Raw genomic sequence first — 22,875 nt, forward strand, 5'->3', positions numbered from 1 at the left:
AAATCATAACAACATGTGATATAATGTTGGAGCAAGATGAAAATATAAACCACAAAATTGAAGAGTCTAAAAGAGTTACTTTCAAAATTTGGGCAATCCTATTAGTTTCTTTCTCTACAATCTTCATTGTTTTCTTTCTTAATTATGCCAACTTCCAAAACCTATCAAACTCACTCGATAATTTGAGTCAGCCCAATAATAAACTAAACTTAATAAATGAAATATTCCAAGATATAGCAGAGGCTGACAATCAAATTCAAAGTTATATCCTAACAAATGATAGCTCATCTTGGAATGACTTTAATAAAAGTGTTCAAGAAGCTCTAGAAAATATTAATTCATTAACATACTTAATTGGCAATGATAGTATTCAGAAAAAAAGGATTGACTCACTTAAAACCCTATTTAACGATAAACGGGCATCTTTAGAGGATTATCTTCAAATAAAAAGGCAACAGCAGTCTAGATTATTCTCAAATGAGATTCTAAGTCAAATAGCTGACCAGCTTAATGATACTGCATTCATTGAGAGGGAACTTATGCGAAGTGATATTATAACAGGAACTCCCGTTAAAAATGATACTCTTCCAAATCTATCTTTTCCTGATAATTATAAAGGCCTAGGTGGCTTTGTTCGTAAAGTTTATAATACGAAAAATGATCAAGAACTTGAATATACTTATGATGTTTTAATTGACACTAGTATAATAAGAGACTATTTCCCAGATACAACCCTACTTGCTGTAAAAGGAATTCTTAACAGAGTCATGGATGCTGAAGCAAATTTTAGGGATGACCTTAAAAAGACAGAACTAGCATTTCTGAAGAATGATGAAATATTTTTAGAAAATATTAAGAGCATTATAAACTTAATTAAGCAACAAGAAGAAAGTACTACTGATTTGAGCAAGTTGCAGGCAAAATCAGATGCTGAAACTTCTAATTTCACCATTTTAATTACTGGAATTGTTGGCCTGCTACTTAGTGGAGCATTAGCATTCTTTATCCTATTGGATTTCAATAAATCCAGTCAACTTCGAAGGCAACTTATACAGCAAAAAGAAAAAGCTGAAAAGCTAGCTAAAATAAAAGAACAGTTTCTAGCAAATATGAGTCATGAGATCAGGACTCCTTTACATAACGTAATTGGGTTTTCTTCTTTGCTAAACTATACTTCATTAGATGAAAAACAAAAAAGTTATCTAGATGCAATCAGTAAATCCAATCTGTATTTAAAGGATTTGCTCGATAGTATTTTAGATAATAGTAAAATTGAAAGTGGCAAAATTGAACTCGTCAACAAACCTTTTAATTTTAATCAATTACTTGAAGAGTTGAGAAATGTTTTTTCATATTCAGTATTAGAAAAGGACATAGATTTTGCTTGCAATTTCCCTGATGAATTAGATCAATACTATATTATTGGAGATCATTTAAGATTGAAACAAGTCTTAAATAATCTTTTACACAATGCTGTAAAATTTACGAACCAGGGATATATTAAGCTAAAGGTAAGCACAGTTTTTTTGACTGACAGATGTAAACTTTCAATCATAGTATCAGATTCTGGAATGGGTATTTCAGATGAAAACATAAATAAAATATTCAACCTATTTGAGCAAGAAAACTCATCTATACATCAAAATTTTGGAGGCACGGGCTTAGGGCTTTCAATTGCTAAAGGATTTGTAGAAATGATGGGAGGTACCATTACAGTTGAAAGCGAAGAAGGAAAAGGAACTGACTTTTATATTCATTTATCCTTTCCATATATTAAAGCTCCCACAAAAGAGATTGAACTCAATAGCTCAGAAAAGAAATATTTTCAAAGTGTATCGATACTACTTATTGAAGATAACGAGTGGAATGCACTATTATTCAAAGAGTTAATTGATGATAAAGTTAATAGCTTACATATTTTTAATAATGGGCAAGAAGCAATTGATTGGTTAACTCAAGAGAATAATAGTACTGATATCATATTTACAGATATTAACATGCCAGTAATGGATGGATATGAATTCCTAAATTTTGCAAAAAAAATAAACATTCAAGTGCCTATTGTGGCAATTACAGCTCATAAAACAAAAAGTGATCTAACAAAACTAAAAACAGAAGGGTTTGATCAAGTATGTAGTAAACCATTCCAGTTAATTGATATTGATAATATCCTTAACCTGTATTTTAACTCTGACCCTGAAAAGTATAACCCGGCAATGCCAAAAAATAGCAATGGAACCAATAATCAAAAACTCAATAATAACTTTGGTTTTGACTTTAGTACCATTAACGACTTTGCTGTTAATGATGAGTTAGTATTTTTGAATTTGCTAGAAGAACTAATAAATAACAACGAGAAGCAATTAGCGAAGCTAAAATTAGCTATACAATCAAATGATTATGAACAAATTGTTTTTTGCTGCCATCAAATGAAGACAACCTATGATAATCTTAGTTTGGTAAATATTAGTGAAGACTTAGAAACAATTGAACTGATGAACAAACTTGGTAATGCACAAAAGGTAGTCAGCAAAGCCCAAGAAATCCTCCCGCATTTAATGGCAATTCTTGATCAGCTCAAAATGTTTAAGCGTCAATATCGAACTTCTTAATTTTTTGATAAAGCGTAGTTCTATCTATATTAAGTTGCTTTGCTGCTTTTGATTTATTGTATTTATTTTCTTTTAATATCCTAATAATCAACTCCTTTTCGTTCAATTCCTGCATATACTTCAAATCTGTAATTTCAGATGAATTACTATTAGACCTTGATTCATTTGATTGTTCATTTTGATTTTTGTCTACCTCTATCGGATTACTCTGGCTTTTATCTGGTGAAATTAATCCTTTTGGTAAATGGTCAATAGTAATTGTATCTCCTTGACTTAAAAGCACTGCTCGTTTGATAATGTTCTTTAATTCTCTTAAGTTTCCAGGCCAAGAATAGCTTTCTAAAGTACTGAGTGCCGTACTGTCTATATTGTTTACAATTTTATCTAATTCCTCAGATGCCTCATTTATAAAAAAGGAAATAAACTTATTCAAATCAGCACCCCTGTTTCGTAAAGCTGGGACATTTAATTCAAATTCGTTTATCCGATGCAAGAGATCATTTCTAAAATTACCTTCATTTATAGCAGAAGCAATATTTTCATTAGTTGCTGCAATTAATCTCACATCTACTTTTATATCCTTCTCGCTTCCTACTCTTCTTACAACCTTTTCCTGAATAGTTCGAAGTAACTGAATTTGCACATCAATTGGCAGGTTACCCACTTCATCTAAAAATAACGTGCCTCCATTAGCTAATTCAAAAAGTCCCTTTTTGTCTATCGTTGCACCAGTAAATGCCCCTTTTACATGCCCAAATAGCTCACTAGCTGCCAATTCCTTGGATAAGACACCGCAATCTAAAGCAATAAATCTCTGAGAAGCTCTTTTGCTTTTCTCGTGCAATGCCCTCGCAACATATTCTTTACCCGTACCGCTTTCGCCAAGTATAAGCACACTCATCCGCGTAGGAGCTACTAATTCTACATACTCCCATAACTTTTTTGCTTCTTCAGTAGTGCCAACTATATATTGTATTTGTTTACTCTTTTTAGGTTCCTGTTTAGATTCAACCCTTGTCGCAGACTGTTTATTCAGAGCCTTATTAACAATCACCAAAAATTCGTCAGGAATTAATGGCTTACTTACAAATTCAAATGCCCCAAATTTTATGGAATTAACAGCCGTCCGAACATCTGCATAATTAGTAATAAGAATTACAGGAAGTTCAGGTTTTTTGAACTTAATAGTTTTGATCAGCTCCAACCCATCCATGCCAGGCAAACGAAAATCTGTTAGCACTAAATCAAATGACTCCTGTTCTATTTCAAGCAATGCCGTATTTGCAGAATGTGCCGATACTACTTGAAAATTATTTCGCTCCAAAAAATGCGAAAGCATTTTATTGAAAGCCGGATCATCATCTATTACCAATACTCTTTTCATATTTCAACAAATTTAAGACAATCATTCAATTCTCTTATAAACGAAAGAGGCTGCCTCATAATTGAGACAGCCTCTTTTCACTTTTTAGCTAAAGCTATTATTGATTACTCCATCATTTCATCTTCTACTTTGGTCTTACTTATTTCGGTCCCAGCAGAATCAAATACAATGGCCCACTTTATCTCTTCAATAGTAACTACAAATTCATAATTTAGACCTTCATCTGTTGGCACAGAATAGATTACATTTACTGCTTCAGCATCGTATTTTTCAACAAAAGCATCTTTCACTACCTCTGGAACTGCATCCATTTCAATTTTTGTTTTTTCTTGAAATGCAGCTGTAAAAGTAGCTGCAAATGATGCTGTTACAAATAATGCTAATAGTAATGTTACTGCTAACTTTTTCATGATAATAAAATTTAAGTTTTAATAAATTGATTTGTCGTAGTATATACATACGACATTCCAAAAATCATCAGCTAACATTATCACCTGATTATCAGCATTTTAAATATAATTTATTCATTTAAGACTAAAATTTTATTGTTTGTAAGTAAAACAAAGTGTAGGATTTCACAACAGTTTGTCGATAAAAAAATGCGGGAGGATGCATTTATCCCTCCCGCATTTCCAGCATATAATTAATACACTTAAATTAATGGCAATAGAAAATTAAACTAAGTGATGCAACTTCTTCTCTTCTAACTGTGCCGTTTCATGCTCTAGCTGTTCCATAGTCTTTTCTTCCAATTCAATTTTCGTGGACTTATCCCATCCAAATTTAGCCAATACTCTATCGAACAAATAGTATATAATTGGTACAACAATAAGTGTTAGAAACATTGAGCTAGTTAATCCACCAATTAATGCCCATGCCAAACCATTTTTAGATGCAGCAACGGCTCCTCCTGCGAGTGCGATAGGCAACATTCCAATTACCATTGCAAGTGTTGTCATCAATATAGGTCTAAACCGTATTCTGATTGCTTCTATTAGTGCTTCTTTTACTGGCATCCCTTCCTCTTTCATTTTATTTGTAAAGTCTACTACCAATATTGCATTTTTAGCTACTAGACCAATCATCATAATTATCCCTAGAATTGAAAAAATACTCAATGTTTCGGCGGCAAGTGCTAAAGCTAATAAAGCTCCAATGATGGCTAAAGGAATAGAAAATAATACAACAAAAGGATATACATAACTGTCATAAAGGGCAACCATTATCAAATACATAAATATGATTGAAGCAAGCAATGCTAATCCTAAAGTACCAAATCCCTCAGATTGATTTTTCAAATCTCCTTCGTAGGAAATGCTGATTCCTTCTGGAATTTCAATATTGCCTAATCTCTCTTGAATCTCTGCACCAACTGATCCTGAAGGTCTCCCAACAACAAATGAATTTACATTAAGCGAAGTCATTCGATCGGTCCGCTCAAGTTTTGATGGGCCAGTAGATTGATTGATTACACCAAATTGTCCTAGACGAATTAGTTCTCCAAATGAGTTTACAAATGACAAATTTGCAATATCAGATACATTTTTTCGATCAAATTCATCTAAGCGAATATTGATATCATAGTTATTAATTCCATCACGGAATTCTGCATCCGTATTACCACTAAAGGCGATTTGCATTCCAATTCCAACACTTTCGAGCGTCAAGCCTAAGTTTGCCATCTTAGCCCTATCTATTTGCACTTCAATTTCAGGATTTCCTCCCTCAACTGATGTCTCTATATCTGTAGTGCCTTTTACCAACATAACTTCTTCGACCACTTTTTCAGAGAAATCAAGTAGACCCTCTAAGTTTGCTCCTGACAACACAATTTGAATGGGTGCTTGACTTGTACCAACCATCCCAACTGGAACTGGAGTTATTTTAACACCAGGAATTTCGCTTTCCAATTCAGCCTTAACAATACGACTAAACTTCTGCGTGCTAAAGTCGCGTTCTTCAACATTTACTAAAGCTACGAATACCTCTGCTTCATAGGCAGTATTTTGACCTTCTTGGGAGTTTGAAGTTGCACCAATAGTGGTAAATATCTTTGTTATTTCAGGGTAGTTTTTCAAATACTCCTCAACTTTTGCTGTGGCTAAATTGGTTTGCTCCACAGTCGCATTTTTTGGCAATTCCAATTGGAAATTAACTTCTCCACGATCTCCAGAACCAATAAACTCACTCCCTATATAGCCCGCTGGTATTAGCATTACTGATCCAATAAATGCAAATAACGCAAGTGTTATCACTATAAACTTGTGGCCAAATGCCCATTGCAATACACTTGTGAAAGTATCTATTACTCGATCTAATAATCTTTCAAAGCCCAAGATAAACCGTCCAAAAATATTAGTGTTAGAAACGTGCTCTAATCTTGAAAATCTACTTGCTAGTAAAGGGATTAATGTAAATGCTACAAATAAACTTATTAATGTTGCCACAGCTACTACTACAGCAAACTGCCTCAAAATATCTGACACTAAACCTGACGAAAGTGAAAGTGGAACAAATACGACGACAATCACAAGAGTAATAGACACAACAGTACTTCCTATTTCCCTTATCCCATCATAGGCGGCCTGTGCAGCCTTTTTACCCATTTCCATGTGTCGGTGAATATTCTCAATTACAACAATAGCGTCATCAACCAATATCCCAACAACAAGTGATAGAGCCATTAGTGACATTAGATTGAGAGAAAAGCCAAATAGATATATTGCAATGAATGTAGCAACTAATGAAGCTGGAATTGAGACCATTACGATAATAGCATTCCTAAAACTATGTAGAAATAGGAGCATCACTATCGCAACCAAAATAATTGCTATTATCAAATCATGTAGTACGGAATCTGCTGCTTCTAGAGTAAAGTCAGAAGAATCATTCGCTATATTAAATTTTAACCCAATGTTAGCATAAGTTTTTTCTAATTCAGCAATTGTAACCTTAGTTTGTCCACTAACCTCAACTGCGTTTGCATCTGATTGCTTTTGAATAGTTATACCAACTGATGCTTCAGAATTTATACGATTCAATACTTTTATCTCCTTTTGAGAATCCTGCACTTCTGCTAAATCACTAAGTCGAATAATCCCTTTAGGATCTTCTTGTATCACAAGGTCACGTAACTCATTCAAAGACTGATATTTTCCTGACAATCTGATTTGAGTTTGGCCATTAATATCTTTAATTTGCCCTGTCGGAAAATCTAAATTTGAATTAATAATCCGCTGCTGCACTTGAAAAATAGATATTCCATAGGCCTCCAATTTGTTTGCATCAATATTCACTTTCACCTCTCGCTCTTGACCTCCTAACACTTTGACTTGTGCAACACCTTGAACTCTCGAGAATAATGGTTTGATTTGATTGTCAATCAAATCATAAAACTCGGTAGCTGGAATATTTGCTGTTGCCCCCATTTTCATTATAGGCAAATCATCGAAATCGAATTTACCTAATGTAGGCGGATCTGCGTCTTCAGGCAATTGTGATAGAATAGCGTTTACTTTACGCTGAGCATCTTGTAAACTTAAATCTACATTGCTGCCTTGTCGTAATTGTATCGTTATAATTGAAAAGCTTTCTTGTGATACGCTCTTGATTGATTCCACATTTTCAAGAGATGATATCGCGTCTTCTATTTCTTTTGTAATTGAGTTTTCAACTTCATATGGCGAAGCACCTGGATATATGGTGGTAATGGTCAATACAGGTGGACTAAATTTAGGCAACAATTCGTAGTTCAATGATAAATAACTACCAACACCTAATAAAGTTAATACTGTGAAAATCACCACTACAATAGTGGGTCTTTGTATAGACAATTTTGTTATGTTCATGTTTAATTTCGTCTAAAATTGTTCTTTCCCACTTTTATAATGCAATGACTTTGCTCCCATTACGTAAATTAATCTGACCACTTTGTACTATTTGCTGGCCTAACTCCAACCCATCTAGTACCTCTACTTGATTCTGCATTACCCTTCCAATTTTAATTGACACCAGCTCTGAAATACTATCTTTTACCACATACACAGTAGGATTTTGGAGACTTCCAACAATGGCTTCTCTGGGCACCAACATCACATCGAGCTTTTCTTCTATATCAAAATTAGCTGTACCATACATACCAGCTCTAATCCCTTGACCTGTCGGATTTTTAAATTCTAACTCAACTTCATATTTAAAGGATGGATCGGCCTGTGCTGCAATTGATGTGATTGTGCCTTTCATTTTGTTATGATTAATTACATCTGCATTAATAGTTACGGTATCACCTTTTTCGATCAACACAACTTCACTCGCATTTACCTTTACTAATAACTTAAGTCGATCAACATTAACGATATCATATAACTTTGTTGCTATCCCCAAATATGAGCCTATTTCAATATGCATTTCATCAATTTCTCCATCAATCGGAGCATAAATGGTTGCCTTAGCAAGGCGCTGCTTGGCGAGTGTTAGTTGCGATGCGGCTGTAGTAAGTGCCAAACGAGCTTCTTCTAATTGTCTTTTGGTAATAGCTTCCCCTTGAGCAAGGTTTTCAAATCGACCCAAGTCGCGTTTTGCTTTCTCATAGTTAGCCTCTGCCATCTGAAACTCTGCCTGTAAGGTGTTTGCCTCTACTTGTATAAGTACATCTCCTCTCCTAACTCGATCACCTTTGCGCTTGAGTACTTTTAGAATTTGTCCTTGCGTTTCGGAAAGTAAGGCAAGAGATTGAACAGGAGCAAAGTTGCCTTGAGCTGCAAAAGACCTATCAATTTTGCCCATTACTGGATTTGTTAATTGTACAGAAATAGCATCACTTTTAATATCTGCAATAGCAGCCTCCGCTACCATTTCATTCTTGTTTTTATTTAAAGTGTAAACCACTACAAAAGCTATTGTAAGTGTAAGAAGGATATAAACTATTTTTTTCATTTTTAGCGTTTTTATTGTGTAAGTAACTTTAAGTCTCCTTTTGCTTGTATATATGTCAGTTGTGAAAGCTGATACCTAAGTCTTTCATTATTCAAATTTGTCTCTGCTTCACGCAAGCTTACCTCTACATCTAACAAATCAGTGAGAGGAGCCAACCCTTCCTTATAGAGTTCATTTGTGTTGTTATAAACTTCTTTTGCTAATTCTACATTTAGCTTTTGAGACTCAATTGATGTTAAACTTGTGTTTATCTGCTCTATAGCATTTCTTATATTCATGTCAGTAGCCCTTTTAAGTTGTCTGAGATCCTGATCTACTTTATCTACTTCAATTTTTGCCTGCCTAATTTGGTTCTTCCGTTGAAACCCATCAAAAATTGGTATATTAAGTTGCAGACCAACAGTGATAGCTTTAAACCAGGATTCATCACCACTGAAAAAATTAAATTCATTTCTCTGAGCATTCAAATTCCCTTGTGCAAAAGCTGATAGTCTAGGATAGTACCCAGCCTTTATATTTTCCATATTTAGGCTATAAAGACTCTTTTGGGTTGTCAGTAATTTATAATCGACAAGGCTAGTCATCACTTGATCAATATCAGTATTTGGTTGAAGGCTAATGTCCAACACTTCAGTATTGCCATCTATATTTAACTCATGACCCATTGGCATATTCATGAAATATTTTAGGCCATTTAATTGTTGTTGATAAGTGGCATTAAGTGCCTTCCTCTGATTCTCAAGATTAGTTTTATTTACAATTACTCTATTTACTTGAACCTTTGTGGCTATATCATTTTCATACTGAAGCAATAGAATCTGCTCTAATTGCTCTAGCCTGGCGTAATTTGCTTCAACTGATTGAAATTGCTGCTTTGTTTGCAAAAGCTGTAAAAAAGAAGAACTTACATTATAAATCACTTCTTCTTCACTCATTTGTGTTCTCAAACGATACAAATCCTTTGTTGTATTGGCAGCCTCAAGACCTACAAAGAATGATTTACTAAAGAGAAGTTGCTGTAACTCAATACCACCAGTTGCACTATATTTTGTGCCAAACTGTACAGGTATCATCTCCCCAGGTTGCCCGGCCAACTCTCCAGGTAAAAGCTGTGTGGCTCGTTCTGGAAATGAATTTAATTGACCATTTGCACTTAGTTGCGGCAGACCCGAACCTATAGATTCCTGTATCTTATATTCTGCACCCCTTTCATCAAGCTGTGCTTTTACAATAGCCTCATTATTAATAAGGGCATACCTTACCGCATCCTTTAGAGTAAACTTAATTACCTCACCATCACTTTGAGCAAATGATGCTCCTGCTATAAAAAATAGCATGACTAAAACTGAAATTGATTTTTTCAATGTTGTTCTATTAGTTACGTTGTTATGAAATAGTTCTGAATTTAAAGAACCAAAATGATAAAAAAATTATTCCCTTGACTTCTCCCATTTTTGAAGTTGCGCTGGCAATTCCTTATTTATGAAGTCTAAAAAGTCGATAAACTCGCTTAAGCTTTTATTAAATGCCACCGTCTCTTTTGTTCGTACTTCAAGCACATCTTCCAATACTTTATTAAAATTGGTCATGCTTTCAATTTTTTTTGTAAAACTTTCACGCCAATTTGATATTTTCAATCTAAAATACCTTTTCCTATCACCCAAGTAGGTTGTATACTCAATATGACCCAAATTCAATAAAAAATTTATGCCATTACTCGTTGCACTCTTACTGATCATTAAAGCTTCTGTAATTTGCTCAAAAGTAAGTTCTATATTATCTGACACGTACAACAACCCCATTATCCTCGCTGCAGCAGGTTGTACACCAGACATCTCATGGAATACACCAATTTTTTCTATTAACACTTTTTGAGTCTCACTTAACATAATTTGTATATATTCTGATCATTTCAACGGCAAAGTTATCAAAAGGTTCGTTTAGTTCAAAATTTTATGAACTAATTATTTTGATAATTGTAAAGTATTCTATTATTTCAGTAGACGAGCCCAATCCCAACCTTCAGTTTTATTGCTTGCTCTAGCTTTTACACGAATTTCAGCATTGTCATTAGCATCTTCCAATTCAATTTCGACTTCAGAAGTTATCTTCCTTACTATTTCACCTGTTATATTTTCATATTCTATGATATAGTCCGTTACAAAACTTTCTGGGCTTTTCTGCCAAGTTGCATTCAATCCACCCCCTTGTCTATTTGTAGCTTCCAATCCATTAATTCTAGATGGACTTGAGGCCAAAAGTATTAGCGTGGCCACAGTTGTTTTAGAAACTTCGGCAACCAATTTATGACTAATAGTTTCCAATTTATCGGTAGATTGATGATAATGCGGATTGCCCAATACTGGGTAAGAGCCGATCCCTCCTACTATATCGCCATAAGCATCGTAATAGGCTTGCGCATCGGTGGACTTATAATATACTGCATCATAAGTGATAAGATCTGTGAAAAGCATTGCCGCTGCATGTTGCATATCCTTAATCCCTGGATTAGAATAGCGGATGGTATTATCCAATCGCTGATTGTTCATCCAGCCAAGCATATCGTTGTTTAATGCTCCAACTATTTTAAGATTGTCTTCTACGGCTCTTCTCACATATTCCCGGCTTCCCAATAGCCCAGCTTCCTCGCCTGTAAATGCCGCAAACACAACGGTAAATGGCAATTCTAATCCTTGCATCACTCTAGCTGCTTCGAGCATAGCTGTTGTTCCAGATGTATTGTCATCAGCACCCGGCCCACGATCTACAGAGTCGTAATGGCTACTGATAATGTACACCAATTCGGGATTAACTTTGCCTGGCAATGTGGCAATTACATTGGCCGTGAGACCATCTTTAAAACCTTGCAAATTTCCGGGCTTGAACCACTGATATTCCGGACTATAACCAAACTCCTCAAATTTGGAATAGATATATTCGGCAGCTTCCAAGTTTCCAGGTCTTGTTACAAATTTCGAATCGAATGAATAAAGTGTTTTTGCATAATCATAAATCCTCGAAACATTCACATTGGCTACAGTTGCCGCCACTTGATCTCGCACAGGCAAATACATTTTCTCCCCATTGGCTAATAAGGCTTTTTCTATGGAAAGATTTGTTTTCAGTCTGGCCAGCAAATCGGCTTTAGAGACTTTCCTAGTCAAATCTAGATGATACAAACCGCGCTCAGGAGTTATGGTATTTCCATCTCGTTCTGATTGGATTATCAATCCATTTCCTGATGGATCTGCTGTCCACTGGTATTCTGGAGCAATGGTGCGAACAGTATTGTTATGAAACAGCTTTACTTCCCTTGCATCCTTGACCGAATACAAAAATGATCTGCGATGTCTTGGTTCGCCTTTGATATATAGCAAATGATCAGAGCCCACAAACTGTGGCAATCTATCATGCTGAATTTCTCTAGTTACTCTTGTGATTTCATTACTAGCAATATCCAAAAGCATTATTTCATAGTCATCCTGCACCTTTTCCTCAAATGCCGCATACTTTCCATTTGGACTCAATACTGGTAATCCAATGATCTCAGAAGTTTGAAAAACCACTTCACTCACATATTCTCCATTTTGCAATTGGGCGAGATAGAAAACCGACTGATCGCCATCACGACCGAAAGAAAGGATTTGTCCACCTTGGGTTGCAACACCACTTGGCACACCATCAAGGGCATATTCTTTATTGTTGTAATACACAAAGGTTTTACCACTAATTGCCGGAGCAACTCTATCTGAACCTGGAGCCAATGGCATTGGGTTATTATTGGTGAAATTTGCTACTAAAGCTCCATTGTCCATCATTTGCAATCTGTCCAAATAGCCATTTGGTTTAGCTAGAATTTTCACACTAGTACCATCCCACTCATACACCGCTGGATTAGCCAAATCATCAGAAGGAGCAGCAATTAGGATTAGCTTGTCTCCAGTACTTATAAATTCACTAATCAACATGCTATTTGGATGAAAGGCCGTCTCCCTCCCGCTCTTCAAATCGAGCTGCATCAGACGAGTATTCTTTCCAATGATGTAATTCAGGTTCTGGTTTGCTACAATAAATGAAGTTCTATCTGTTCGAAAATTTGCTCTTGTTCTTACCACTTCATCCACTGCAGCAAGCAATTCCGGACTTTCTGATGTTCTCAAAAAATAGCCTTTCTCGGAAATTTCATCTATTATCAAATCTCTTCCTTCCAAACTTTTTGAAACACCAGTCTCCAACTGTTGATAAAAAGCCATTTCTTTTCCTTCGACTATTTGATTCCAGATTGCATATTTACCTGTTTGCGTAAATCGAGCAGAAGAGCCATCTACCGATAACTCATTTACTTGATAAAGTTCGCCGGTTCTAAGCGCAATCCTATCCAAATATTGATCGGGCGAATTACCTTCCAATAGATAAATCATCTTCTCTAAGGAAGGAATGTATTTACCATCTTCCCAAAGGAAATATGCATCATCAAATATCTTATCCGTTTCCGTTTTGGCCTGCCCACACACAAAAAGCGGGAGGATAATCAAGCCTAAAACCAGATTCCAAGTATTCTTCTTCATTTTTAGCTTCTTATTCTTTAAGTAAATCGTATTGACGTTTAACATAAGGCATTCCTTCCTCCAGCCATTTCGGAGCTGGTGCATCCTTCAAATAATGATCAAAATACTGCTTCATTCTCACTTGGAAGTCCTTTTGGTTTTCGAGCATTCCCAAATGATGTGGCTCGTCAGGATAAGTGAGTAATATTACTTCCTTTCCCATTCTTCTAGCTGCATTATAGAGCTCTACTCCTTGATTATAATCTACAGCTCCATCGGCAGTGCCATGAAGTATCATAAATGGCGTACTGATTTTATCCACATGCTCAATAGGTGATTGACTCACATACAAATCTCGATGCGTCCAAGGAGTTACATCTCTGCCCATTCTCACTTGACCTAATTCGAAAATACCGTGATTTACCGTACCACTCGCCTTGTAAAGAATATTATACATACTCACCAAATTAGTTACTGGTGCACCTGTTACCACGCAAGCAAACATATCAGTTTGGGTTACAATAAATGAACTTTGGTAACCACCCCAGCTATGGCCTTGCAAGCCAATTCTAGCTGGATCAGCATAGCCCAAATCAATTACTTTTTGCACAGAGGAAGTTACATTATCTAGCGCATTAGTACCTGGAGTGCCTTCATCATAAACTACATCCGGCATAAATACCAAATAACCATTGCTCGCATAGGTACTCATATGTGGACGGTCATCATATACAGGCATGCTGTATTGGTGGTGGCGTTGCGACATTTTTTCGTAGAAATAAACTACCATTGGATATTTTTTGCCTTCTTCATATCCAGCTGGCAAAGCAAGCGTTCCTTGCATTCTTTGTCCTTTACTATTTTCATAATCCACAAGGATCCTTCTTCCCCATGCATATTCGCTTTGCTGTGGATTAGCATCCGTCACTTTTGTTGGGTTCTTAAAGTCCATTCCGGAAATGTAGTAATCCGGGAAATCCACAAAAGTCTCTCTTGTGTACATCAGCACATTTGCATTGCGAGCTTTACTTACTCTACCATATATATTATCCGTGAATACTAATGCTTGTGGTGCTTTACCCGGCTGCATTTGATAGAAGCCATCTTTTTTTGTCCACTCACCATAAGCAGTAAGCATCATCGGCTTAGTCAAATCCAAATATCTTTCATCGGGATTTAGGTCAAGAACTCTGAATTGAATTTCTTCATTATCACCAAGATTACTTGTAAGATTGTTCACATTGCTGCCATCCAAAGCTACTTTATACAAATCGTACTTATGATTCAGGATTACACTTTTGTTGTCTTTGCTCCACCCTGCAACACCAAAAGCAGGTTTTTCAAATGGATGATCATCATCTGTATTTACAAAACTCACTTCAGTGTTTGCTGTCAGGTGTGTTTTCTTGGCGCTTGGCAAATGATAAGCATACACTTGCTCATTTTTCAAGTAAAGGAATGTATTACCATCTGGCGACATTCCCATTGGACGACCCACTTCATTCTCAATTAGTTGCTTTGCTCCTGTTTTGGTATCAATTCGATAATAATCTGCTGGAGAAATACCCCAGTTGATATCTGCAATATGCGGTTTTGGATCTCCACCAACCACAAAGTTGGGATTGCGGGAGGTCATTACATTTCGCATATCATCACTACCCAAGGGTACAATCTTGTTTTCAGCTACATGGTATGCAGCTCTGTATGTAATATTGCTCAATTGATTCTGACGAACCTTTTGCACCGATTGAATTATCTCATCTTTCCAATGCCATACTTCTACATTAGTCAGCTTATCTTTTGCTTTTGGTGGCTCTGGCAATTGCTCAGCCAAATTGATGTATAGTACATTATCAGATTCTGACCATGAAAGACTGCCTCTTTCACTAATTACCATACTATTGGCTAATGGATTTTGCGTAGTGTTATAAATCGCTTTTCTTGGAATAGGATTATTTAATTCACTAAAAACCAAAAGGTGATTATCTATTTTCACCTTTTCCTTTGGTGTATGGCCTTTTAGTACGGCAAGTGCAGTTCCTTTTTGTAGGGCCACTGGTCTTTCAAATCCTTGATCATTCCATGTAAGATTTGAGTATTCTAAGGTATCTGTATCAAGAGGTTTTACAGTGGAATTAGCTAGTGTAAGTAAGTAAATCCCGTTACCTGCCGACTTATCCGCATCTACAATATAGGCCAAATGGCTTTCCTTTTCATTGAATCTAAATTCCGATACATTTCCAAAATTCTGATCCATTCCACTTGCCAAATTGCGAACAATCAAATCAGTTCCTTTATGCTTTAAGTCAGGACTAGCTTTGGCTTTTCTTACTGTTAAATAAGTGGAATTTGGCGAAAAGCTAATGGCAGCCGCATTTTCGTAAGTCCATTTTTGTCCATTGGTAAGATTGATTAATTGAGCTTGGCGAGTAACAGGTTTTCTCTCTTTTTGAAGCTTTTCTCTTTCTGCTTTTGGTAAGTCTACCATGTAAGCTGCCCATTTGCCATCATTAGAAAATTCAGCTGAGCTACTGTTTGGCAATACATGAATCTGATTACTTTGAACCTGTTTTAAGTACAAGGTATCATTGCCATCATTGGGACGGTAAGCATAACTTATCCATTGGCCATTTTGCGAAATATCCGCTCCGACTATTCGATTCCATCCATCATAATCGTCTAGACTAAGTGCTTTTTGTCCATCTTGAGCAATAGACTGTAAGGCTATCAAAATCGCTATTGTACTCATTATAGCAATTCGATAGCTATTGTATAGGTTTTTCATATTGTTGATTGGTTAATTCGCTAAACTCTTGTTGATTATCAAATATATAAAAGCTTTGGAGCTAATATTCAATAATCAGCAAAAAGGGAGGAATTAATCCAATCCAAAATATCGACTTTTCACACTTGAGGTGAAAATCCTTTAGTATAAATTAAGAGTGGGTACTTGCTCTGAGGAACTCAATTATCCCAGTCAAAATCATCCTCCCGCTTTCTTTTCGGTGTAGCTTTTTTCTTCAAAGGCGCTTTGCTAAAAGCTTTACCTCCTTTTGATTTTTTCAGATTAGTACGAGCTTCTAAACGTTGCATATCAGTGATGTCATCCAGCTCTTCTAGGGATCTCAAGTGATGCAATGCTGTATTCTTAGGCATGTTAATAAATTTTTGAGAAAACGTGTTTTTTACGAAAAATGTTGAAAATTGAGCTTTATTAAATTGTTAAGCTTAAATACTTAGTATTCAAAAGGCAATTATAAATAAAAATGTGATTTCATCTACGTGTTAAAACAATTTTGAATGAAAATTTTGCTCATGTCAATTGGTACTCGTGGTGATGTTGAACCATTTTTGGCTGTTGGAGAAATGCTTCATAAAAATGGGCATTCTGTTGACTTTGCTTTTCCTGCTCAGTTAGAGACTTTGGTTCCTACTAACTTTACATTTCACCCATTTACAGAGACTTTTCTTAATTTACTAGAAAGTGAAGATGGCAAATTGGTAATTGGTGGAAAGGCAGGTTTCAAAAAATTCAGTGCATTACTTAGGCTTTACAAAGTCGGGATGGACGTGAATAAAACTTTGGTAAAGGAGCAATTTGAAATTGTGGAGCGCACAAATCCTGATCTGATTATTTACAGTGGTAAATGCAATTATCCTGTCATTTGGTCGATGATGCAAAAAGGGAAAACGGTGTTGCTTAGTCCAGTACCTTATCTTATCCACAAATTTCCCGGCAAGCCACATCTTGGCTTTAAGACTTTGCCATTTGAATTCTTGCACTCCATAAGCTACTCCATTGCCAATTTCGCCATTACCAAAACCATCAAAAGTGCTCTGAAGCAAATTCCTGTTGATTTTAAGACAAATGATAAAAGCATTTTAAATGCCTTGAAAAGAGAAAAACTAGCATTTACAATTTCTCCAAGCTTATTGAAACGACCTGTAGAATTACCCTCTAATGTTCAGATATTGGGCTATCATGAGCGTGACAAGAAAATGGACTGGGAAATTGATGAGAAGCTAGAGAAGTTTTTGGAAGTAAACAAAAAGGTTTTGCTTCTCACATTTGGGAGCATGACAAATCCTTATTCGCTCTCAAATTCCAAACTTATTTATGAAGTATTAGATGAATTGGGAATAGCTGTGATTGTAAATAAAGCAGCGGGAGGTTTGGTTGAGTTGGATGACTACAAGGACAATCCGCTTTTCTATTTCACTTCGCAAATTCCATACGATTGGGTTTTGCCTAAAGTATTTGCTGCTATCCATCATGGAGGTTCCGGCACCACACACAGCACTTTAAAATATGGTTGCGCCACCTTAATTTTACCTCATATCATTGATCAATTTGGTTGGAGTAGTCTGGTCTCTGACCTTGGAGCGGGTCCAAAAGGATTAGCTATAAACAGGCTGGCAAAAAGAAAATTGAAACCATTAATTGAGGAATTGATGAATAACGCAAACTATAAAAATAGAGCAATTGAAATTGGCAAATCAATGGCAAAGGAAAATTTAGAAAAAGAACTTTATGAATTTATAATCAACTGATATTAAGATAAATGAAAATTACGCATTGGAGCATAATTAATCAAATCCAACCAAAATACTCTTAATTATGAAAACCATACTACTCGCAATTTTATTAACCGGCTTTATCAGCTTATCGTGCCAAGAGAACAATACTCAAGTTGAAGCTATAAATGAAACTGAAGTTTCCACAAATGGCTATGATTCATTATTAGCACAAAAGCTTGGAGCTGATGATTATGGGATGAAAAGCTATGTTTTTGCCATGCTAAAGTCCGGTCCAAACAGATCTCAAGACAGTACCGAAGCTGCTCAAATCCAAGCAGGCCACATGGCTAATATCAACCGACTAGCAGAAGAAGGTAAATTAGTAATGGCGGGTCCATTCCTTGATGGAGGTGAATATAGAGGCATCTTTATTTTTGATGTTGCCACGCTAGAAGAAGCAGAGGAATTGATCAAAACAGATCCTGCGGTGCAAAGTGGAAGGCTTGTAATGGAGCTACACAAATGGTATGCATCTGCAGCGATTGGTGAACTAAATGAGCTTCATAACAAAATTCAAAAGGTTAGTTTCTAGAATCTCACTAACCTTTTGAATGAATATTTATCTATTTACTGGATTATTATTGTCCAGCCAAAAATCCACCATCCACAGGATAGTACGCTCCGGTAGAGAAGGAAGACTTATCAGAACTTAGCCATAAGACCATTTCGGCAACTTCTTCTGGCTCACCCAATCTGCCAAGAGCATGGCGTTCAGCTAAACTCTGTCGTACATTGTCTGGAATGATTGAAAGTAAAGGCGTATCAATAAATGCCGGCCCAACAGAATTTATTCGAATATTCTGATCGGCATATTCTAAAGCAGCTGACTTAGTAAGGCCAACTACACCGTGTTTTGCTGCTACATAAGCTGGTGATAATTTAGTGCCTCTTGCTCCATAAATGGATGCAATATTCACAATTTTACCCCCACCTGTTTTCAGCATTGCCGGGATTTGACAACGCATTCCATAAAATACTCCAGAAAGATTTATGGCGATTACTTTATCCCAACCTTCTATTGGATATTCTCCAGTCATTGCAAGCGGTCCACCAATTCCTGCATTGTTACAAGCAATATCGAGGCGACCATAATCCAAAACAATTTCATCAACTAATCGATCATTGTCATGGATACTTGCTGAATCAGCCATAATAAATTTAGCGTTACCCATATTTTCTTTTATCAATGAAACAGTTTCATTTCCACCTTCTTCATCAATATCCGAAACGATAACGGTTGCTCCTTCTGATGCATATTTAATAGCGACAGCTCTACCAATTCCAGAACCTGCACCCGTTACTAATGCGATTTTATTTTTTAGATCGTTCATGATTGTATATTTATGTTGTATATAATTGTACGAATTTTAATGAATTTCAATCGTTGATTCAAGGGTTTCTTTATCAAAAAAAACATATCAAAATTAGACTTGATTTCTTATTGAAAAATGAAAACAAAAATTCTTTAAATACTTGAATTTGAGATTTTTAATTCAATTCATATTTCTCCTTAGTAGCATAATTATTTATGCCTTTGTATTCGTGCCTCCAGATGTATTTGCTTTAGCAGCTATTATTTGTTTGGCTATTCCATTTTTACTAATAATCCACATTATTTGGATTGTACTTGGTATAAGCAAAGGAATTAAAAGCATTTGGGGTAATTTAATAAGTCTATTGATTGGTATCCCATTTCTCGTTTCAAGTTTTGGTTTATCAGTCCCCTCCAAGCACGAAGGTCAAATTCACATATTAAGCTATAATCTATACGGCTATAGAGTTAAGTATAATTTACAATTGATGTCCGAGCGGCAAGCATTTTTGCAATGGACCATTGATCATGAAGCTCCAATTAAGGTGTTTCAGGAGTTCTATACTCACAGTGGTCACCCAAATATGGATTCTTACAAAAAGCTTATCGCAGCTGGATACAATGGTTATTTCGAACCACTAACTATCAATAATCGAAATCACGATATTGGATTGGCAATTTTCAGTAAATACCCCATCATAAATACAGGCAAATTACTCGACAACTCACCTAGCCTCAACAATATCATTTTTGCTGATTTGGTGATTGAAACAGACACCATTCGGATCTACAATTCGCATTTTCAATCTATGGGCATCGATCCCGCTCATGTGATGGAAACAGAGGAATTGAAAAACCGATACAGCCTACTAAAACAACAATTGGAGAATGGTGCTGTAACACGGGCCTCGCAAGTTAAGATAGCTTTGGAGCATGCCAAAGACAGTCCCTATCCCATCATTTTCGCGGGTGATTTTAATGACACTCCATATAGCTTTAGCTACAGATCTTTCAGGTCAGAATATGAAAATGCTTTCGAAGAAAAGGGTAACGGTTTTGGTTTTAGTATGAACAGTAAATTGTTCTTTTTGCGGATCGACAATATATTCATAAGCGACGAATTCACTACACAGAGTTTTGAAACAAAGCGGGAGGTGAAATATTCAGATCACTTCCCTATTGAAGCATCTTTTCGTTTACGCTCCAATCGATAGCGAAGTGATGAAATTAGGGCAGGAAGCAAAGTCAAATCCAAAATCAATGCGATACAAAGGGTGATAAAAATTAACAAACCTATATAATGTACTCCTGAAAATGAGGAGAAAATCAAGGCGAAAAATCCACCTGCCAAAATCAAAGTGGTAAGTGTAATAGCCTTGCCACCAGACAAAAAGCTTCTACGCAAAGCAATGAAATAGGAATGGCCTTTTTTGAGCTCCAGATTTAGTTTGGACAAGAAATGAATGCTATCATCCACCACAATCCCAAATGCTATGGTGAAAATGATAGCGGTCGACAATTTCAGATTTATACCCAGGAAACCCATAATTCCGGCAATCATTAGGATGGGCAAAATATTCGGAATAATAGCCAAGAAAGTCATACGCCACGATCGGAAAAGCAAGCCAGTGATCAATGCAATTGCGACCAAAGCAATTCCTAATCCTTGCAGTGTGCTTTTGGCTATCAATTCATTGTTGATATCTATCAGGTAAGAGGTCCCTGTAATCTTGAAACTTGCTATTGCTGGATTTGTATTACTTTCCAGAAATTCATTCAAAGCATATACTTTCTCAAGAGCCAGTTCACTTCCAATATCTCCCATCCTCCCGCTTATTCTAGCTGTTTTTTCACTTTCATCGACCAATGGAATCTCATTCATTTGAGATTGGAATCTTTTCAAGTTTCTGCTTAAATTTCTCCATTCTAACTCATTGCTAGGCAATCGATAATTTTCATTTACACCACCATTATTGGCTTTATTAATACTCTTTGCTAACTGTACAGGTGACAGTATCGCATCAATACCAAATTCATTTCGAAGGTAATCTTCAACCCTTTCAATTTCCTGCAAAACCTCATTATCAAAAATTTGATCCTGATTCTCAGGTAAGCTCACACTCATTTCAAATGGTTTGGAGCCGCCAAATTCTGTATCAAAATAGATAAAATCTTGCTTAAGGTCAGATTCCAACGGAATATCATCGATTAGATAGGTGCTGATTTTCAATTGATAAAGACCTACTATGGAAAGGGTCGCTAAAAGTGTTGAAATAAGAAAAATCCTTTTTGGGTAGCGAGCCGTGATCAGGAATATATAATTCAATAATCCACGCCATTGAAAGTGGGCACTAGTCTTAGCAACTTTTGGAATTGGAATTAAATAGAGAATGGCAGGCAAAAGTGTAAATGCCAATAGAAAGGCCAATAAAACACCAAAAGCCGTGTATAATCCCAACTCCTTAATTGGGGCAATACTAGAAGTTGCCAAACTTGCAAATCCAATGGCAGTGGTAATAGAAGTGAGCAAAGTCGCTCGACCAACTTCCAGATAAGAAGTTTTAAGCGCATACCATTTTGCACTTCCTTTTCGTAACTCCTCCAAATATCGAGTGAGAATATGCACCACATCGGACATGCCAATCACAAACATAATATTGGGCATTATGATAGATAGAATATCTAGGGGCTTGCCCATAAAAGCCATACTTGCAACTAACCATAGAACCGCCAAACCTACCACGAGCAAAGGCACCAAAACCAACCATGCGGATCGATAACTAAGCCATAGAAATACAATCACAATCAGACCGGAAATGGAAAGATAAAAACCAATCTCATTCTGCATTTCACTTACAAAAACTCCTTGTGCTCTAGCTTTGCCTGCAACATGGTATCCTGCAAAACTAATATCTTCAATCGCTTGATTAACTTCGGCTGTGAGCTTATCTCCATCTTCTTTGGAAATTTGCTGTGTGTGACGAAGCATAATCGCCAACGCATTTCTGTCATTTGAGATAAAATAGCTGGGCAATCCCTCATTTTCTAAAAGCCTTATACTATCCTTCGCTAGTTTTTCTTTGTCTTCCCAATCAAAAATTGGTACTGAAATAACACCCATTGGTCCAATAATTGGCTCACTAAAGGATGTTAAACTCAATACTTCTTCTACATTTTCTAAGCTGCTAAGGAGTTCTGAAAGAGAATCAACTTTACTTAAATACTCAGCATTAAAAATACCCTGATCAGATTTCAGAGCTATTAAGAGATAATCATTATCATTTTCAAACTTTTGTCTAAAATCAAGATAATACTCCAAGGCTGGATGATCTTGCGGAAAGAAATTTTCAAAGTCATAATCAAATTTCAACTTGGGCAATTGAATCACAGCCAGTATGGAAATGGCAATGATACTGACTATGACAAGGATGGAGAGATTTCGGATCATTTGCTTTAAATGAACTTCATATTGGTGCCAAAGTTCGAAAGCACGAAATTCAGCTTTTT

At 36.1% G+C, this 22,875-nt stretch carries 15 protein-coding genes; 4 read left to right on the forward strand and 11 right to left on the reverse strand.

Features of this window, described 5'->3' with window-relative positions; all coding sequences use genetic code 11:
- Positions 1 to 23 precede the first annotated feature (23 nt).
- On the forward strand, positions 24 to 2,612 hold the full coding sequence (locus tag ACOXY8_RS02095) for an ATP-binding protein (RefSeq protein ID WP_458329907.1): 2,589 nt from the start codon (positions 24 to 26) through the stop codon (positions 2,610 to 2,612).
- On the opposite strand, the gene ACOXY8_RS02100 is transcribed toward ACOXY8_RS02095, so the two are convergent.
- The 9 genes from ACOXY8_RS02100 to ACOXY8_RS02140 form a co-directional block, all read right to left on the reverse strand.
- The gene (locus ACOXY8_RS02100) at positions 2,587 to 3,996 is read right to left on the reverse strand and encodes a sigma-54-dependent transcriptional regulator (RefSeq protein ID WP_458329908.1); all 1,410 of its coding nucleotides are present in this window, start codon (positions 3,994 to 3,996) and stop codon (positions 2,587 to 2,589) included. The two genes, ACOXY8_RS02095 and ACOXY8_RS02100, sit on opposite strands and share 26 nt — an antisense overlap.
- Before the next feature lie 104 nt (positions 3,997 to 4,100).
- Positions 4,101 to 4,406, reverse strand: coding sequence for a hypothetical protein (locus ACOXY8_RS02105; RefSeq protein ID WP_458329909.1), 306 nt, complete (start codon positions 4,404 to 4,406; stop codon positions 4,101 to 4,103).
- 264 nt (positions 4,407 to 4,670) lie between these two features.
- The gene (locus ACOXY8_RS02110) at positions 4,671 to 7,844 is read right to left on the reverse strand and encodes an efflux RND transporter permease subunit (RefSeq protein WP_458329910.1); all 3,174 of its coding nucleotides are present in this window, start codon (positions 7,842 to 7,844) and stop codon (positions 4,671 to 4,673) included.
- A gap of 34 nt (positions 7,845 to 7,878) precedes the next feature.
- Positions 7,879 to 8,931 (reverse strand): efflux RND transporter periplasmic adaptor subunit, encoded by a 1,053-nt coding sequence (locus ACOXY8_RS02115; RefSeq protein WP_458329911.1) that lies wholly within the window; start codon positions 8,929 to 8,931, stop codon positions 7,879 to 7,881.
- An 11-nt stretch (positions 8,932 to 8,942) separates the two neighbouring features.
- Positions 8,943 to 10,295 carry a TolC family protein gene (locus ACOXY8_RS02120; protein ID WP_458329912.1) on the reverse strand — a complete coding sequence of 451 codons (1,353 nt, stop codon included), beginning with the start codon at positions 10,293 to 10,295 and terminating at the stop codon, positions 8,943 to 8,945.
- Between the two features lie 66 nt (positions 10,296 to 10,361).
- Positions 10,362 to 10,799 carry a GbsR/MarR family transcriptional regulator gene (locus ACOXY8_RS02125; RefSeq protein ID WP_458329913.1) on the reverse strand — a complete coding sequence of 146 codons (438 nt, stop codon included), beginning with the start codon at positions 10,797 to 10,799 and terminating at the stop codon, positions 10,362 to 10,364.
- A 123-nt stretch (positions 10,800 to 10,922) separates the two neighbouring features.
- Entirely contained in the window at positions 10,923 to 13,499 is a 2,577-nt protein-coding gene (locus ACOXY8_RS02130; RefSeq protein ID WP_458329914.1) for a M20/M25/M40 family metallo-hydrolase, read from the reverse strand.
- 10 nt (positions 13,500 to 13,509) lie between these two features.
- Positions 13,510 to 16,263 carry an alpha/beta hydrolase family protein gene (locus ACOXY8_RS02135; RefSeq protein ID WP_458329915.1) on the reverse strand — a complete coding sequence of 918 codons (2,754 nt, stop codon included), beginning with the start codon at positions 16,261 to 16,263 and terminating at the stop codon, positions 13,510 to 13,512.
- A gap of 179 nt (positions 16,264 to 16,442) precedes the next feature.
- Positions 16,443 to 16,634 carry a hypothetical protein gene (locus ACOXY8_RS02140; RefSeq protein WP_458329916.1) on the reverse strand — a complete coding sequence of 64 codons (192 nt, stop codon included), beginning with the start codon at positions 16,632 to 16,634 and terminating at the stop codon, positions 16,443 to 16,445.
- A 144-nt stretch (positions 16,635 to 16,778) separates the two neighbouring features.
- Between ACOXY8_RS02140 and ACOXY8_RS02145 the strand changes: the two genes are divergently transcribed.
- The gene (locus tag ACOXY8_RS02145; RefSeq protein ID WP_458329917.1) at positions 16,779 to 18,029 is read left to right on the forward strand and encodes a glycosyltransferase; all 1,251 of its coding nucleotides are present in this window, start codon (positions 16,779 to 16,781) and stop codon (positions 18,027 to 18,029) included.
- 67 nt (positions 18,030 to 18,096) lie between these two features.
- A complete protein-coding gene (locus ACOXY8_RS02150; protein ID WP_458329918.1) occupies positions 18,097 to 18,588 on the forward strand; it encodes a YciI family protein in 492 nt (163 codons plus the stop codon).
- Positions 18,589 to 18,634: 46 nt separating this feature from the next.
- Here the strand turns inward: ACOXY8_RS02150 and ACOXY8_RS02155 are convergent, their stop codons facing one another.
- On the reverse strand, positions 18,635 to 19,387 hold the full coding sequence (locus tag ACOXY8_RS02155; protein ID WP_458329919.1) for an SDR family NAD(P)-dependent oxidoreductase: 753 nt from the start codon (positions 19,385 to 19,387) through the stop codon (positions 18,635 to 18,637).
- 148 nt (positions 19,388 to 19,535) lie between these two features.
- Here ACOXY8_RS02155 and ACOXY8_RS02160 point away from each other — a divergent pair, with 148 nt between their 5' ends.
- The gene (locus ACOXY8_RS02160) at positions 19,536 to 20,582 is read left to right on the forward strand and encodes an endonuclease/exonuclease/phosphatase family protein (RefSeq protein ID WP_458329920.1); all 1,047 of its coding nucleotides are present in this window, start codon (positions 19,536 to 19,538) and stop codon (positions 20,580 to 20,582) included.
- Here the strand turns inward: ACOXY8_RS02160 and ACOXY8_RS02165 are convergent.
- Positions 20,537 to 22,816 carry an efflux RND transporter permease subunit gene (locus ACOXY8_RS02165; protein ID WP_458329921.1) on the reverse strand — a complete coding sequence of 760 codons (2,280 nt, stop codon included), beginning with the start codon at positions 22,814 to 22,816 and terminating at the stop codon, positions 20,537 to 20,539. The two genes, ACOXY8_RS02160 and ACOXY8_RS02165, sit on opposite strands and share 46 nt — an antisense overlap.
- Between the last annotated feature and the right edge of the window lie 59 nt (positions 22,817 to 22,875).

Origin of the sequence: Peijinzhouia sedimentorum (assembly GCF_049340005.1) — a bacterium.
GTDB lineage: Bacteria > Bacteroidota > Bacteroidia > Cytophagales > Cyclobacteriaceae > CAXBDP01.

Bases quoted from the DNA above. Each gene is read 5' to 3' on its own strand.
- ACOXY8_RS02095 (WP_458329907.1), top strand. From the start codon at position 24: ATGTTGGAGCAAGATGAAAATATAAACCACAAAATTGAAGAGTCTAAA.
- ACOXY8_RS02100 (WP_458329908.1), bottom strand. From the start codon at position 3,996: ATGAAAAGAGTATTGGTAATAGATGATGATCCGGCTTTCAATAAAATG.
- ACOXY8_RS02105 (WP_458329909.1), bottom strand. From the start codon at position 4,406: ATGAAAAAGTTAGCAGTAACATTACTATTAGCATTATTTGTAACAGCA.
- ACOXY8_RS02110 (WP_458329910.1), bottom strand. From the start codon at position 7,844: ATGAACATAACAAAATTGTCTATACAAAGACCCACTATTGTAGTGGTG.
- ACOXY8_RS02115 (WP_458329911.1), bottom strand. From the start codon at position 8,931: ATGAAAAAAATAGTTTATATCCTTCTTACACTTACAATAGCTTTTGTA.
- ACOXY8_RS02130 (WP_458329914.1), bottom strand. From the start codon at position 13,499: ATGAAGAAGAATACTTGGAATCTGGTTTTAGGCTTGATTATCCTCCCG.
- ACOXY8_RS02135 (WP_458329915.1), bottom strand. From the start codon at position 16,263: ATGAAAAACCTATACAATAGCTATCGAATTGCTATAATGAGTACAATA.
- ACOXY8_RS02140 (WP_458329916.1), bottom strand. From the start codon at position 16,634: ATGCCTAAGAATACAGCATTGCATCACTTGAGATCCCTAGAAGAGCTG.
- ACOXY8_RS02145 (WP_458329917.1), top strand. From the start codon at position 16,779: ATGAAAATTTTGCTCATGTCAATTGGTACTCGTGGTGATGTTGAACCA.
- ACOXY8_RS02150 (WP_458329918.1), top strand. From the start codon at position 18,097: ATGAAAACCATACTACTCGCAATTTTATTAACCGGCTTTATCAGCTTA.
- ACOXY8_RS02155 (WP_458329919.1), bottom strand. From the start codon at position 19,387: ATGAACGATCTAAAAAATAAAATCGCATTAGTAACGGGTGCAGGTTCT.
- ACOXY8_RS02165 (WP_458329921.1), bottom strand. From the start codon at position 22,816: ATGATCCGAAATCTCTCCATCCTTGTCATAGTCAGTATCATTGCCATT.